This is a genomic window from Halomicrobium katesii DSM 19301, assembly GCF_000379085.1.
Lineage (GTDB): Archaea > Halobacteriota > Halobacteria > Halobacteriales > Haloarculaceae > Halomicrobium > Halomicrobium katesii.
In genome coordinates this window covers 1,353,139-1,367,311 of sequence record NZ_KB905378.1, presented here as the reverse complement: position 1 = coordinate 1,367,311, position 14,173 = coordinate 1,353,139, and the positions used below count along the sequence as shown (strand labels likewise).

13 protein-coding genes and 2 pseudogenes are annotated in these 14,173 nt (G+C 61.0%); 5 read left to right on the top strand and 10 right to left on the bottom strand.

Annotated elements, in window-relative coordinates:
• Both HALKA_RS20865 and HALKA_RS19325 read left to right on the top strand, forming a co-directional pair.
• Positions 1-353 (top strand): transposase (locus tag HALKA_RS20865; protein ID WP_044956500.1); only part of this gene is annotated, 353 nt, incomplete at its 5' end.
• Between the two features lie 102 nt (positions 354-455).
• Positions 456-1,726 (top strand): annotated as a pseudogene (locus tag HALKA_RS19325) (IS4 family transposase).
• Between the two features lie 268 nt (positions 1,727-1,994).
• Here the strand turns inward: HALKA_RS19325 and HALKA_RS0107315 are convergent.
• The 4 genes from HALKA_RS0107315 to HALKA_RS19320 all read right to left on the bottom strand — a co-directional run bounded on the left by HALKA_RS0107315 (position 1,995) and on the right by HALKA_RS19320 (position 5,917).
• Positions 1,995-2,645 carry a hypothetical protein gene (locus HALKA_RS0107315; protein ID WP_018257368.1) on the bottom strand — a complete coding sequence of 217 codons (651 nt, stop codon included), beginning with the start codon at positions 2,643-2,645 and terminating at the stop codon, positions 1,995-1,997.
• A gap of 51 nt (positions 2,646-2,696) precedes the next feature.
• Positions 2,697-3,812 carry a hypothetical protein gene (locus tag HALKA_RS21600; protein ID WP_211206016.1) on the bottom strand — a complete coding sequence of 372 codons (1,116 nt, stop codon included), beginning with the start codon at positions 3,810-3,812 and terminating at the stop codon, positions 2,697-2,699.
• A 193-nt stretch (positions 3,813-4,005) separates the two neighbouring features.
• Positions 4,006-5,151, bottom strand: coding sequence for an ISH3 family transposase (locus tag HALKA_RS0107310; protein WP_018257367.1), 1,146 nt, complete (start codon positions 5,149-5,151; stop codon positions 4,006-4,008).
• A complete protein-coding gene (locus HALKA_RS19320) occupies positions 5,102-5,917 on the bottom strand; it encodes a Rieske (2Fe-2S) protein (RefSeq protein ID WP_080505839.1) in 816 nt (271 codons plus the stop codon). Before HALKA_RS19320 ends, HALKA_RS0107310 begins: the two co-directional genes overlap by 50 nt.
• Positions 5,918-6,298: 381 nt before the next feature.
• On the opposite strand from HALKA_RS19320, the gene HALKA_RS0107300 reads away from it, so the two are divergent.
• The 3 genes from HALKA_RS0107300 to HALKA_RS0107290 all read left to right on the top strand — a co-directional run bounded on the left by HALKA_RS0107300 (position 6,299) and on the right by HALKA_RS0107290 (position 8,798).
• On the top strand, positions 6,299-6,703 hold the full coding sequence (locus tag HALKA_RS0107300; RefSeq protein ID WP_018257365.1) for a hypothetical protein: 405 nt from the start codon (positions 6,299-6,301) through the stop codon (positions 6,701-6,703).
• 71 nt (positions 6,704-6,774) lie between these two features.
• Positions 6,775-7,182 carry a hypothetical protein gene (locus HALKA_RS0107295; RefSeq protein ID WP_018257364.1) on the top strand — a complete coding sequence of 136 codons (408 nt, stop codon included), beginning with the start codon at positions 6,775-6,777 and terminating at the stop codon, positions 7,180-7,182.
• 167 nt (positions 7,183-7,349) lie between these two features.
• On the top strand, positions 7,350-8,798 hold the full coding sequence (locus HALKA_RS0107290) for a potassium channel family protein (RefSeq protein ID WP_018257363.1): 1,449 nt from the start codon (positions 7,350-7,352) through the stop codon (positions 8,796-8,798).
• Positions 8,799-8,849: 51 nt separating this feature from the next.
• Here the strand turns inward: HALKA_RS0107290 and HALKA_RS0107285 are convergent, their stop codons facing one another.
• The 6 genes and pseudogenes from HALKA_RS0107285 to HALKA_RS19310 all read right to left on the bottom strand — a co-directional run.
• The gene (locus HALKA_RS0107285) at positions 8,850-9,368 is read right to left on the bottom strand and encodes a DUF1097 domain-containing protein (protein ID WP_026190200.1); all 519 of its coding nucleotides are present in this window, start codon (positions 9,366-9,368) and stop codon (positions 8,850-8,852) included.
• A 24-nt stretch (positions 9,369-9,392) separates the two neighbouring features.
• A complete protein-coding gene (locus tag HALKA_RS0107280; protein WP_018257361.1) occupies positions 9,393-10,625 on the bottom strand; it encodes a cation:proton antiporter in 1,233 nt (410 codons plus the stop codon).
• Positions 10,626-10,684: 59 nt separating this feature from the next.
• The gene (locus HALKA_RS19315) at positions 10,685-12,001 is read right to left on the bottom strand and encodes a thiamine pyrophosphate-binding protein (RefSeq protein WP_018257360.1); all 1,317 of its coding nucleotides are present in this window, start codon (positions 11,999-12,001) and stop codon (positions 10,685-10,687) included.
• A 12-nt stretch (positions 12,002-12,013) separates the two neighbouring features.
• Positions 12,014-12,679 carry a thiamine pyrophosphate-binding protein gene (locus tag HALKA_RS21595; protein WP_018257359.1) on the bottom strand — a complete coding sequence of 222 codons (666 nt, stop codon included), beginning with the start codon at positions 12,677-12,679 and terminating at the stop codon, positions 12,014-12,016.
• A 112-nt stretch (positions 12,680-12,791) separates the two neighbouring features.
• The gene (locus HALKA_RS0107270) at positions 12,792-13,739 is read right to left on the bottom strand and encodes an IS1595 family transposase (protein WP_018257358.1); all 948 of its coding nucleotides are present in this window, start codon (positions 13,737-13,739) and stop codon (positions 12,792-12,794) included.
• Positions 13,740-13,841: 102 nt separating this feature from the next.
• Positions 13,842-14,120, bottom strand: a pseudogene (locus HALKA_RS19310) (IS5/IS1182 family transposase); the annotation flags it as partial.
• Positions 14,121-14,173 lie beyond the last annotated feature (53 nt).

Below are 14,173 nucleotides of genomic sequence, written 5' to 3'. Positions count from 1 at the left end.
TTATTCGCTCCTACGGGATGCGGTGGCGCATCGAGACGTTCTTCGAGGACTCGAAGCAGGATCTCGGCTTGGGAGACTGCGAGATGCAGACCGACGAAGGTGCCAGTCGGCACTGGCACCTTCTGATGGCTGCCTACAGTCTCGTTCGTCTTGATCCCGAATCGAGCGCCTTGGGGACGGTTCGCTCGAAAGCGTCATCGCTTCGAGCGAACCTTGAGCACTCCCTGAAAGAAGCCGTTTACAACCTCCTCTCGTGGGTTCGAGACAACAATGATCGTGGCGTCGATGACCTCATGGAGGAGATCGATCACCTCTTCGTTCACTCAACAGCCGACGCTAACGTTCAAAGCTGAGTAAAAAATAAACCGCGTGACAGCGACGGCTTATCGAGGCTACTTTTCGAGAGGAATGAGGAGGTGTCCGCTGTGCACACAGAAACCTCCTCATCGAGAATCATGCGTCGACTCACTACACTGTTTCCCTCCGAGTTCCTCGAAGAGCACGCCGAGGAACTCGGCGTGATCGAGCGAGAAGGCAAGCTCCAGATTTCCGTTCTCGTGTGGGCGCTCGTGTTCGGCTTCGCCGCAGGCGAGAGCCGAACACTCGCTGGATTCAGACGGAGCTACAACTCGACGGCTGACGAGACACTCTCCCCTGGTGGCTTCTATCAGCGGTTAACGCCGACGCTCGCAGAATATCTGCGCGACCTCGTCGAGCGCGGTCTCGACGAGGTCGCTGTTCCGAACGCTGTTGACGCTGATATCGACCGATTCAGGGATGTGATGATTGCTGATGGAACCGTGTTGCGGTTGCACGAGTTCCTCTCTGAGGCGTACGAAGGCTGCCACGAGGAGCAGGCTGGAGCACGGCTCCACCTGCTCCACAACGCCACCGACCAGACAATTGAACGGATCGACGTGACTGACGAGAAAACGCACGACAGTACGCTGTTCAAGACGGGGTCATGGCTGCAAGGCTGGTTCTATTCGATCGCGCGTACTTCAAGTACCGCCGTTTTGCGCTGATCGACGAGAACGACGGCTTCTTCGTGAGTCGGCTGAAGAAGAACGCAAATCCGGTGATAACGGCGGAATTACGGGAATGGCGCGGGCGCGCCATTCCCTTGGAGGGCAAGCAGATCCACGATGTGGTCAATGATCTCTCGCGGCAGTACATCGACGTTGAGGTCGAAGTCGAGTTCAAGCGGGGACAGTACGAGGGAACTCGTTCGCTGGACACGAAGCGGTTCCGCGTCGTCGGCGTCCGCGACGAGGACGCCGACGACTACCATCTGTACATGACGAATCTGCCGAGAGAGGAGTTTCTCCCGTCAGATCTAGCGATGCTGTATCGATGTCGATGGGAAGTAGAAACGCTGTTCCGTGAGTTGAAAACGCAGTACGAATTGGACGAATTCGACACGAGCAACTCTGCTGTCGTGGAAATTCTACTGTATGCGTCGTTGCTGTCGCTGCTGGTGAGTCGAGATCTGTTGGACTTGGTCACTGAGCAGGCTGACGATGAGATCGTGTTTCCACCGGAGCGCTGGGCGGCGACCTTCCGGTCGCACGCCCAGCTCATTCTCCACGAACTCGGCGAGTACCTCGGCTACTCGCCACCGCCCCTGTTGGAACGGCTGATCGAGGACGCACAGAAGATTCACCAGCAACGACCGATCTTACAAGAGACGCTCGCTACCGCTACACAACCGAGGTGTGAGTCTTAGCTAAAGACAAATGGCAGGCGAAGGTTGGTATCACCATTCTCAAGCAAAAGCAACAGTAGAACGGTTATATGTCCGCATATCAGTTCGTTCGGGGGCTGGCTACGGCACGAACTCCTGGTCTTCTCCCCAGAACTGAATTCCGATGTGATCTGTGATTTCCTCAATGAGGTCGTCGGAAAGCGGATGGTTCGAGACGATCAAAAAACACCCGTTGTCGAGAACGAGATCGATCAACCACGACATTGCCATCAACCGCCGGTTTCGGCACTTAGCGTTCGAAATTCGTCTCAGAGACGCGTTCTTCCGGGTAGTCTTGCCAGGAACGGATCCCGACGTGGTCTGCGATGTCGTCAAGTGGCTCTGGGTGGTCTGGCATGTGCTTCGAGACGAGAATGATACTCCCGTCTGGTAGTTGCTCACTTACGTCGGCTGGTGCAGTCAACAGACGCTGTTCACCGATGGTCTCCACCTCCTCTGGCGGGAAGATATCCAGCCAAGTCAGGAACTTTCGATCTGAGGGCGGCAAGTCGTCTGCTGACACTGGGTGATGCATCGGCTGGTGTTCTTCAATACCGTACGACGCCTTTACGGCGGTCTCGATTTCTGCGTACGTTTCCTTTGCCGTCTTGATGAGTGCATCGTAGGCCTTCGTTGCGTCTACTACAGTTTCAGGCTCAAAAGTATCGTACGGCGCAAATATCCGGACGATTGTTCCTTCCGGGTATTCATGCCCTGTCCCCTCTGAGATGACGATTTTAAACCTGAGAGCATCTTTCTTAACATTTATACGCTTTTCTCCGAACGCATTTTCGCCATTATTTTGGAGCGTGTACTGATCGCTACTATCAATGTATGATAGCAGCCTCTGGTGAATCTCTTCTACCGGTTGACCTTTTGTTATGTGAATTATCTTTGACATTTTACTTCTGAGTGTATCCCGTATCGCTGCTTGTTAACTGAGTATGAGGGTCTATCCAGTTACACTTACGGGATCCCCTATTCGGATGCCCTCCGTATTTTCGACGTATTTTTTCAACTTTGGGGGAATTGCGTTATTTTCGTCCGCTTTTTTACTTACCCGAATCACCATATCCCCCTCAGGAGCCTTCCTGAGTGCCTGCGCGGCCCGGTATCTGATAAATTTAGTTCTGATTTTATCAGGTTCCAGGCCGCTCGGTTTATTTTTGGCTTCGATATATCTGCCGTTTGCTATCACGTCTAGTTCTAATTGTCCACCATTTAGCGCACCCGCTATGTCCTCTTTTGAAGCCCCGTCTGGACTGTTCTCTATGACCCGTTGTTTTTTAGCCTCACTTAGTTTTGACCATCGTGGTAATTTGGTAGCCTTGCCGATCGCCGAAACTTCTTCACCATTTTTCGACAGTTTGGCTCCGATCCGAGTTTCAAGTAACGCTCCTTTCGCAGGGTTCCATGCACTTGGGCTTCGGTATTTGGTTTGACTTGCAAAGCTTTGTGCAGCACCTCTGTAGTTAATCTGGGTTTTTTCTAGATATTTAAGATCAGACGTGAATGTTTTCACTTTCGCAATGGTCATGTATCGTACGAAGTCGTCTCCACCAGAACCTTCTGCGTAGAAGCCAACTACTGAGCGTTTGATGTCAGTCGCATAGGGGCCTTCGTAGGTTGCGAGGCGCTTTGCTGTTGGCTTATCAAGTCTTTTGGCGAGTTTCGTACCGGCCCTTTTTTTGCCAACATCCTCACTGATCCGGATGATCGCTGCGTCATATTGCTTGAAGGCCGATGCGATTTTGACCCGATCATCCAATTTGAGATTCTTGGTCAGTCCCGACTTCCGGAGTGCTGCATACGCCTCGTCGGATTTACCCGGGTTGACTTTGACCCATTTGGTACTGATTTTGATAGCCTTCGGTGCGTCAGATGCCAAGAAGGGAGCGAGACTGACAGCGTCGAGAGCTGCGTCCCCGTAATCTCCCTGTCCGGTGTTCTGTGCGGCGTCACGGAGGTCCGCCGGAATGTCGATCACGGGGACTACTGATAGGCCAATCCAGCCGATCAGGTAGCCAGGGTTGTCGTTGTAACCGCTGGTGACCACACCGTCAGGCATTCCAGTTTCAGTCGATCACATCAAGAACTCTCTAATCGCTCCATTAGAGCGTGAATCTGCGTTTTCGATGCGTAGTTAGTTCTCAAAATGACACAGACGGAGAGTCTCGGTAATTCGGAGTCGCTGTCGGCGGCAAATCGCCGCCGACGCGACGGTGTTGCCACTCACGACCACTGTCCTGATCGGCGGACAGCTACCGGAAGAACCGGTCGTCGAGTGGTTGGTTTGCTGGAACTGTCCTGCGCACACCGAGCGCTGTCCAGGCTGCTCGCAGCACCATCTCACAGAATTCCGTGAATGACCACTGCCAGAGGCGGCGCCCCCCGCGGCGGGGCGCCGCCACGTACCTCCAGTGGAGATACCGCCAGCTGTTCTGGAGCAGCAGGCTCACCACAAACATCACCAGTCGCAGACCAGCATCCTCAGAACTGGTGAACGCGAGGCTCTGCTTGGCTAATCGGTAGCTCGATTCGATGCCGAAGCGCTTGCTGTAGTGCTCTCGTGCATCTCGTGGTGTGTCGATAAACGGCGCGTCAGCGGCGTAGCCGTGACGCGCCACCCCGTGTTCGTCGTATCGTCCTTGCTGGTAGACGCAGTCGATGAACACAGGGAACGTCACCTTGCCGGCGAGATCGTGTTCGATCTCGCGGCTCCAGCCGCTGCTAAGTTCGTTCTGAATCGTCTCACCCCACTTGACAATCGGCATGGCGAAAGCGTAGTTGTGCGCGTACAGCAGGCTGAGACAGGTGCTATTGTAGAATCCGCGATCCAGGTAGACGGCCTTGACGCCGAGGTCAAGGCCGTCGAGGAGTTCGAGAAACTCGGCGAGGACATCGCTGGTGGTGTCGCCAGCGACCAGCTGGCGAACCGCCAGCGTGTACCGTTTGTTGCGTACCCGCGCATAGAGCGTTGCATAGGCGTGAAACGTCGTTATTCCGCGTTTCGCTTGAGACGAGTACAACGCCTCTGTCTCATCTTCGTCGCCGTAGTAGGGATCGAGGTGGAGGTCGGCGACGACCTCCACCGATCGATCCGGCAGTGTTTCAAGAGCATCCCGTTGCAGGAGCGTGTCTCCGACCGCCTCAACAGAGTCAAGGTCGAACTGATCGGTGAGATATCCACGGACGGTATTGGCGTGCGGCGAGTCGTCGGTCGTTTCGCAGACGTGGTTGATCGAGGTCCCGCCGGCGCTGGCGCCGGCGAGGACCTCGTACAACGTCTCCGTCGTGACCTCAACGTCTTCGCCGAGATCTAACGCAAGCTCCTCGTCGAGGCTGTTAACGACAAAATTAAGCAGGTGCTCTTCCTCTATCTCGCTGTCTGCTTGGGTAGGCTTCACACCGCATCCAAGCAGACACTTCCTCTAACCCGATGTGATCGACTGAGATTGGGATGTCCAGTCGGAGTGGATTCTCCGCGTTCGGCCCGGTCACCAGTTCCGTGTCGACGGGCGCCTCGTCGTCGAGCGGTGTTCGGGCGAGCTGGGCCGTGAGGATCTGCAGGTCGTCCCACGACGGCAGCTCCGTACGTGGAACGCCCATCGCGGAGATGCTCCCGTGTTCGCCGATTCCCTCCGGCCCCTGCTGTGCGAGTTTCTGGATGTAGTGCGCGTGCGGTTCCTTCTCGTAGTCGGGCTCGCCGTAGAACTCGGGGTCGACGGCCCCGCCGTCGATGTCGTTGGCCGACCCCTGCATCGCCCCGTCGCCCCCGTCGCCGCTCTCGGGGGAACCGTACGGTTGGGGATTGTCGTCGGCCCACGCCGCCACCTCCGCTGCGTCGACGTAGACGGCGTCTTCCTCCGCGTCGACCCAGGCGGTGAACGTCTCGAGGACCTCCGAGTTGTCGTACTCGCTTATGCCGGAGTCGACTCTGTAATCCCAGCCGTGGACGCCACAGATGATGTCGTCCCCCTCGACGTGGCCGTCCCCGAGGAGGACGCCGCGGTGGAGACACCGCCCGTACAGGACCGACACCTCGCCGTCGTACCGGACGACGACGAGGTCGACGCCCTCGACCCTGGCGTGGGTAGGTTCGCGATCGGGGAGGTCGCTCCAGGTGGCGACCGCGTGCGGCGTCTCGGCGTCTGTCGGACGTGTCGGGGTCATCGAATCCCCGCCCGGACCGGATTCGTCGGTGCCGTCCGTCGCCCTGTTCCGCTGCGGTGTCCTCGTGTGTCGGACGCTCCGGATGAGATCATGATCAGTCTCGTTTCGATGGATCGGATCGGTGTGTCTCGAGGGACGCTCCGACACTCCGCGTGATACGGATTATTGTAGATCTGTCCCGGATCGACCGCACGCCATCGTGCGGTCGACCGGGCAAACGGCGACAATAATCCGTACGAGTCGCGTCGTCACAGCTTCGATAACACACTGTTCCGACCACGCGAACGTAATTTCTCCCCGAGGGTAGAAAGTTCGGTCGGGCGTGCAATCCGCTTCAACACCCGAAGAGTCGTCATATTCCGACGGGAGAGACAGTACGGCATGGCATCCGACTACCCGGACCGCCTGTCCATCGACGAAGTGGAATCGACTGTCAGTTCGATCAAGAAGATGCTCAAAATCGGTGCACTGTTCGCCGTCGTCGGCTACCTGCTCGTCGGCGCCGCGCTGTTCTTCGAGCTGACGGAGTTCCATCCGCTGCTCGATAGCTTCTTCAGCACCTACGCGGACACGAGCCTCGCCGGCGGCAGCGGTGGGACCCGCGGTGCCGAGGTCAACGGGGCCCTAACCCAGATCCACAAGTGGCCGTCGACGCTGATGTGGCTCAAGCTCGGCGGCGTCGCCCACGTTCTGGTCGGCATTTTCGTCGCTCTGGCGGCGATCGTCCGCGCGCTGAGCGTCATGCCCCACCGGCTGAGCTACGAGATGCAGCGCGCACAGGAGTGACCACGTACGGAGGCCCCGGCGATGATACCGAACTCCCCCACTCCGAAACCGAACGCCGGAGCGTGTCGCCCATGAGTGACCTCGGCCGCACGGAGAGGGGCGGCGTCGTGCTCGTCGTCGGATATGCGATCGTCCTCCTCGCGGTCTATCGAACCCCGGCGAGCGCGTTCGAAACCGCGACGGCGAGTCCCGAAGCCGCGCTGTACTTTCTCGTGCTCCCGGCCGTCGGGATCCTCGGTGGGATCTACGCGTACCGCGACGGTCCGTTCGGCGCGGTACCCCTGTTCGTCCTCGGCAGTTACCTCGGCTTCTTCGGACTCGCGTTGAGCCTCGGAGAGCTCCTGTCCGCACGTCCGCTCGGCGTCCCGCTCGTCGCCGGCCTCGTCGGCCTGCTGTGCGCGACCCTGGCGCTGATCGCGGGACTCCCGACGGTCGACACGGTCCCTCGCGTCGGGACGCTCGGCGTCGATACCGACTGAAATTTTTATGAAAGGAGACGCGCTGCCAGAGACACCACCGATGACCCCACACCCACGTTCCCGCCCGGAGGTGATCGCCCCCCGTGAATCAGTGTAGCCATCGGTACGGAGCCGACGGATCCGAACGGTCGTGTCCGCGTCCGACAGCCACGGACCGGGACCGATGCGTGTTCCACCTCACGCCGGCGGAGCGCCGGAGGGACGACGTCACGTCGGCGTCGCTTCGGGCGGCGTTCCTCGCGGATGTCGAGGCGGACGATCCCTCCCGGCAGGAGTATGTCGACGTTCACCTGGCGGAGCTGGATCTCTCCCGGCTCGTCGTCGACGGTAGCGACGTCGCCCACGTCACGTTCCGCGAGGTGACCGTCGACGGGACGCTCGACTTCTCGGAATCGGTAGTCGGCCACCCGGTGACCATCGAGGCGTGTGACATCGGCAGCATGGACGTGAGTGAGACGGTCTTCCGGCGGCAGGTCGGTGTCAGGGGGACGGAGTTCGGGAGGCCCTCCGCACCGGCGACGTGCCTTCGCGCTCGCCGTGGCTCGTTCGAGCGGAGCCTCCGAATCAGCGATACTCGTTTCGACGGAAGCGTGGAATTCGCCCAAGGTAGCGTCCGGGAGTGGCTGAACTTCGATAGCGTCACTGTCGAGGGACGGGCGCACTTCCCGAACGTCTCCTTCGGAACGGCGCAGTTCGTGTCCACGACGTTCCGAGACGACGTCGAGTTCGTCGGTGCCGCTGGCGAATACGCGACCTTCGACGATACCGGTGTCGACGAGAGCGTGACGGGAATCGATCTCTCCGAGGGGTCGTTCGGACGTCTCCGAATCTATCCGGCGACCGATCTCGAGATCCGTCTCAGCGACGCGACTGTCTCGGCCGGAGATCTCGGCCAACCCGACACGGGCGTCGCAACGTACGACCTCACCGACGCTACTGTCGGTGACGTCGACCTCGAGTGCGAACCGGAGACGTTCGACCGGTACCGGTTCTACCGAACGCGGTTCGACGGCTTCCACTTCGCGGCCTATCGAGACCTGTTGCGGTCGAACCGCTGGCTGCTCCACGAGTACGTCGGTAGTGCTGACGAGCCCGATACCACCGAGGGGCTCGAACACACGTATCTGGAGGCGAAACAGGGCGCGTCGGACGCCGGCGACAGCGAGACGGCGTCGATGTTCTTCGTCCGGGAGCTGCGATACCGGCGGCAACGGTACGCCGCCCACGCCGGATCGGCGGACTACTCCCCGACACACCGCATCGACGCGACGGTGCGCTGGATAACGAACGGGTTTCTCGATGCGGTCGCCGGATACGGTGAGCGACCGGGCCGGACCGCCGCGCTGTCGCTGGCCGTCATGGGCGGCAGCGCGCTCGTCTATCCGGCGTCGGGCGGCCTCAGCACCGGCGGTGAGGTCGTGAGCTACGTCAGTCACGGCGCCGACGCCGTGTTGAACGGCCTCTACTTCAGCGTCGTGACGTTCGCGACGCTCGGCCTCGGGGACGTCCACCCGGTCAGCGACGTCGGCAGGTTCGTCGCCGCGTCGGAGGGTCTCGCGGGCGCGTTTCTGACTGCTGTCTTCGTCTTCTCGCTGGCCCGTCGCGTGACGCGGTGATCGAGAGCCCTCCCGGAACGGGTGCGACGCTCACAGGGAATGCCGTCTTCGTCATTCTGCGAGATCTGAGCTCACTGCGTCAGTCACAAATCCGATGACCGCGCCGAGGAGCATCGACAGTACGGCCGCGACTGCCTCTCCCGGAAGTCCAGTCAGGCCGAACGCAGTCGCGTTCGCAGCGTGGACGCTGAACATCGTCGCGTAGCCGAAGAATCCGCCCGGCGTGAACGACAGCAGCGGAACGAACTCGTGGAGACTGGCGAGGAACATGAACGCACCCACGGTGACGCTGAGGGCAACGACCCCACCGCCGAGGTAGGTATCCACCACCGCGAGCGTCAGCACGGCGTAGACGATGCCGGCGAGGTTACTCGCGTAGCCCCGAACGAGGCCACTGAGGCCACCACCCGCGGCGTAGAACGTCGCGGACGCGATAAACGACGGCCACAGCGGGATGTGTAACCCGGCCACGAACACGTACGTCCACGGAACCGAAGCCAATCCGAATACGACCGCTAGAGCTACCGTTTCGTTCCGATCAGTGATTCGGTCCCACGCGATCCTGGTCATCGTTCGAATTTTTATGGGTAACCGTCAGCCACCGTTCGCATCACCGATTCCCAGTCGAGTCAGTACTCCCGGCAGCAGTAGTCCCTGAACCACGATACTGATGATAGCCACCCCGAACACCATCACCTGTAGTTTCTCTCGGAATGGGAACTGCGCGGGGAGCGACAGCGCCAGTGCGACGGGGACGACGGTGTGGAGGCCGCCCCAGACCATGACGTGCTGGCAGCGCACGGGGACCGGTCGTCCACTGGCGAGGTTGGTCCCCGAAACCAGTGGGTAGATTGTCACTGTACGGGCGACGAGCACCAGCACCGCGGCCCCGATCACCAGGTCAGCGTACTCGAAAAACGCCCCGATCCGGACCTCGGCGCCGATGAGGAGGTAGAGGATCGTCGAGACGAGAAACGCCGCCATCGTCCAGAGCTCCTGGACGTGGTACTCACTCGTACTCATTTTGTGGTGCGTCTCTTCGTGTGCGCCCATCAACAGCCCGGCGCCGACGACAGCGAGAATCCCGCTCAGATCGAGGGTGTGTTCGGCGAGCAGGAAGCTCCCGTACGCCACGATGACCGTGAGCAGCAGGACGCTCATCTCGTCCTCGAGGCGTCGCATCACGACGTGTGCGAGGTATCCGACGACGCCCCCCAGCGCGAGACCACCGCCCCCGACGAGTGCGATATCGCCCGCGATAGCGAGCAGTCCGTCGGGCGTGCCGAGCGACGCTGCCGATCCGGAGGACTCGTAGGCGGCCATGAGTGTCGAGAAGATCACGACCGCGACGCCGTCGGTCATGAGGCTCTCCCCCTCGATCGTGATCGCGAGCCGCTCCGCGACGTCCAGTTCCTCGAAGATGGACAGTACCGCGGCGGGGTCGGTCGGGAGGACGATCGCGGCGAAGACCAGTGCCACGATCAGGGGAAAGTCGAACGCGACCGTTCCGACGACCCCGAGGAGGACGACCGAGAGCGGTAAGCCGATACCTGTGAGGACCGCGATCAGGCCGACGTTGCGCCACAGTCGACGGACGTCGAGGGTCGTCGTCCCGTGGAAGATGATGGTCGGCAGGAACACCAGCAGGATCAGATCGGTCGTCAGTCCGAGACCGAAGGAGAGCCCCAGCGCCGAGACGGCGACGCCGATGGCCACGAGGACGCTCGCGAATGCGAGGCGATCCCGGTTTCGGACGAGCAGCCGAACGACCAGCGCCAGGGCGAACACTCCGAGGAGACTCGTCAACAGTGCGGTGAGATCTGTCATTTAGTATCGAGACGCTGTGAGGGAGGTATGGCAGCGTTCGTCGCTGCGAACGGAGTGATTCAGATCGGATCGGAGTCGGTGCTGATCTCGACGAGCGCCGGACCGTCGTAAGCGATCGCGGCCTCGAGTTCGTCCTCGAGGTTCGCCGCGTCGTCGACGTAGGCCCCGTACCCGCCACAGTTCTCCGCGAAGTCGGCGAACTCCGGATTGACGAGGTCGGTCTGCCAGATGTCCCAGCCGCCGGTGCGCTGTTCCTTGCTGATCTTGCCGAGTTCGTCGTCGTTGAGCAGGACGTGCGTGAGGTCCATCTCGTACTTGACCGCGGTCGTGAACTCGCTCATGTACTGGCCGAAGCCGCCGTCGCTGGACACCGAGACGACCGGGCGGCCGGCGAACCGCGACTCCGGCTCCTGGGTCGCGGCCCAGGCACCGAGTGCCGCCGGGAAGGCGAACCCGATCGAGCCGAGATAGCCCGACATCAGCACCGACTGGTGCTCGGGCTCGAAGTACCGGCCGAAGGCGTAGGTGTTGTTCCCGACGTCGACCGGGACGATCGCGTCGTCGGGGACGAGGCGGCTCATCGCCTCAAACACTGTCGCGTAGTTGACGCCGCGCTCGGGCGTCCCTGCCCGGCGGGTCGCCTTCTCCTCGCGCCAGATCTCCCACCGCTCGGCGAGTTCCTCGCGCTGGCTCTCGGCGGCGAGGTCGCCCCCCTCGGGGAGCCTGTCCCGCAGTTTCCCGACGGTGACGCCGATCTCGCCCCACACGGGGACGTCGATACTGTGGAACTTCCCCAGCGTCATCGCGTCGTAGTCGACGTGGATCGTCGGTTTGTACTCGGCGATGCCCGTGTGGTTCGAGAAGCTCGCGCCGAAGACCGCCAGCAGGTCCGACTCGTTCATGAAGTGGCTCGCGATGGGCGTGCCGCTCCGCCCGAGGACGCCCCCCGCGAGCGGGTGCGAATCGGGAATCTGTCCCTTCGCCTTGAACGTCGTCAGGACCGGACAGTCCAGCCGCTCGGCGAGGTCGACGATGCCGTCCATCTCGAAGCGCGCGCCGTGGCCGACGACGATGACCGGTCGCTCGGCGCTCTCGAGGAGGTCGACCGCGTCCGCGAGGTCGTCCTCCGGGGGTGCGATGTCACGGTCGGTGATGCGCCCCTCCGGATCGCCGGGGTCGACGCCCTCGGCGGACTGGGTCTGGATCTCGTCGGGGAAAATAAGGTGCGAGACGCCGCGTTCGAGGATGGCCGTCTTCGCGGCACGCGTCGCGAGTTCGGCGTGTTGGCTGTCCGGGAGCACCGTCGCCTCGAACTCGGCGACGTCGCCGTAGGCGGCTTCGAGGTCCACCTCCTGGAAGTTGCCCGTCCCGAGCACCTGCGAGTCGACCTACCCGGTGAGTGCGATCGTCGGCGAGCGGTCGACGTTCGCGTCCCACAGCCCGGTGAGCATGTTCGTCGCGCCGGGGCCGGCGATGGAGAAACAGGCCGCCGGACGGCCGGTCAGCTTTCCGTACGCCGACGCCGCGAAGGCGGCGGCACCCTCGTGTCTGACGCCGTAGTAGGTGAGATCGCCGCTCTCTGCCTCCCGACGGAGCGCGTCGGCCAGCCCCAGGTTCGAGTGTCCGACGATGCCCCACACCTGCCTGACGCCCCAGTTCGTCAGCGTCTCGGCGATCACGTTCGAGACCGTCCGCTCGTGGGGTTTCTCTTCGGGGAAGCCGACGTAGATACCGTCCTCGCGTTCCTCGACCGGAAAGCTCTCGACGGAGTCGTCGTGTGGGCCGGGCGTCTCGCCGGTCAGCGGGTCGAAGTCCCAGCCGTGCCAGGGACACCGGAGACAGCCGGTCTCGATCGACCCTTCACCCAGTGGCCCGCCCTGGTGTGGACAATTGTTGTCGAGCGCGGCGTACTCGCCGTCGTAGTGGGTCACTGCCACGGTCGTGTCGCCACAGCTGATAGCCGTGACTCGCCCCTCCGGGAGTTCGTCCGGAGAAAGCGCCTTGTACCACGTCATGCCCTCGTGTGGCGTGTCCGAGGACGAGTTCTCGCGCATACAAACATGACCCGAGGAGTACGAATATAATTGTGGTGCGGGCGTTCTGTTCGGTTCCATCTCGCCGCAGTAATTATATACTGGTTGCCGAGCAGCGCTTCTTTTTTCGCTCTTACGCAGACTGGCGAAAAATATCGGCAGCGAAGCAGTCAACGAGTCCGTGGATTGGTGCGCCAGCGAGATTCAATGACCGCAGGAAGCCGTAGGTACGAGCGGCCTGTTCCAAGCCCTGCTTGGACAGGCCGCGGAATTTCTCGATCCACGGTTGCAACAACGACCAGAGACACTCAGCTTGGTTGGTGTGAACACCCGCATCTGAGACGTATGCTTCGTCGTGAACCACCGTTCTGTGGTCGTGCTCCATCTGTTGATACGGCGGGTACTCATCCGTCCAGACCTCTCCCAGTCGCTGGGAGAGGTCTTCAGCTTCTTCGATCACTGGCTTGAGTTCGTCCTTGAACTTCGTTCCTTCCTCAGCAGAAACCACGCGAAGCACGTCGCGGCAGGCCGCGACGAGCGTCAGTTCATCACCCTGCTCACCGCTCCAGCGTGTGCGACCGCCCTCTGGCGACCCGCCGCGGGACAGACCGTCCCGCGGTGGGTCGCGTCCCTTGTACCCAGAGCAGACCTGCTGGGTTTCATCGACCTGCGTTGGCCCGTCGAGAGTGTGATCGATGCGATCCCAGACGACGGGGAAGCCGCGCTGGAACGCGGCTTCCACGTCACGAATCGCCGAGTGAATCGTGTTGTACGCCCGATCAAGTAGGGAAGCAATTTGATTGATGCTGAGCAACGAATCAGCGTAGAGGACGAAGGCGACGAGGAACTCGCCGGGGGCGAGTTCCGCGTCGTAGAACGGTGTACCGAACGTGTAGGTACTCATGAAGCCGCAGCCACGGCACCAGATACGGTCGAGATCGTCGTAGGTTCGGATGGTTGTCGCGCCACAATCAGGACAGGGTGCCTGTTCCCAGATGGTCTTGAGACGCCGCTCGACGATGGCGTCGAGCGGCTCGGGCCGAAACTCCAAAGCGCCAAGCGATACAAGTTGCTGAAGCATCCCGCCGAATGCTGGTTGTTTGGTCACAGCTGATAGCAGGAGACGGGATGCTTTCCATACAACGGAGTCTTTTCGCTAGCTTGAGCAAGAGCGTAGCCGGTCGCTCATGCTCATATCATCGAATGCTTTACACAACGTTGATGGATGAGGGAGATCGTCCGCTTCAAGGCCGATCTCCCCGATTATTTGTGGCATCTCCTTCAGCAGGTCGATAGTCATCCGATAGGACGTGTCGAGGTAAACCCGGAGACAATGGAGAGAAACGAACGCATAGTCGGCGAATCCGCCGCCTCCTTCCGGAGCGGCGGATTCGTCTCCATCGCCCGTGACTCTTTTAGCGACCGGCACAACTTCCCCAATGAAGCGGGAGATTTGGGTCATGGACAACCGGAGTCTCCCGCTTCAACGCCTTTGATTTACTGACCTGTCCCGAC

Bases quoted from the DNA above. Each gene is read 5' to 3' on its own strand.
- HALKA_RS0107315 (WP_018257368.1), bottom strand. From the start codon at position 2,645: ATGTCAAAGATAATTCACATAACAAAAGGTCAACCGGTAGAAGAGATT.
- HALKA_RS21600 (WP_211206016.1), bottom strand. From the start codon at position 3,812: ATGCCTGACGGTGTGGTCACCAGCGGTTACAACGACAACCCTGGCTAC.
- HALKA_RS19320 (WP_080505839.1), bottom strand. From the start codon at position 5,917: ATGACCCCGACACGTCCGACAGACGCCGAGACGCCGCACGCGGTCGCC.
- HALKA_RS0107300 (WP_018257365.1), top strand. From the start codon at position 6,299: ATGGCATCCGACTACCCGGACCGCCTGTCCATCGACGAAGTGGAATCG.
- HALKA_RS0107295 (WP_018257364.1), top strand. From the start codon at position 6,775: ATGAGTGACCTCGGCCGCACGGAGAGGGGCGGCGTCGTGCTCGTCGTC.
- HALKA_RS0107285 (WP_026190200.1), bottom strand. From the start codon at position 9,368: ATGACCAGGATCGCGTGGGACCGAATCACTGATCGGAACGAAACGGTA.
- HALKA_RS0107280 (WP_018257361.1), bottom strand. From the start codon at position 10,625: ATGACAGATCTCACCGCACTGTTGACGAGTCTCCTCGGAGTGTTCGCC.
- HALKA_RS21595 (WP_018257359.1), bottom strand. From the start codon at position 12,679: ATGCGCGAGAACTCGTCCTCGGACACGCCACACGAGGGCATGACGTGG.
- HALKA_RS0107270 (WP_018257358.1), bottom strand. From the start codon at position 13,739: ATGCTTCAGCAACTTGTATCGCTTGGCGCTTTGGAGTTTCGGCCCGAG.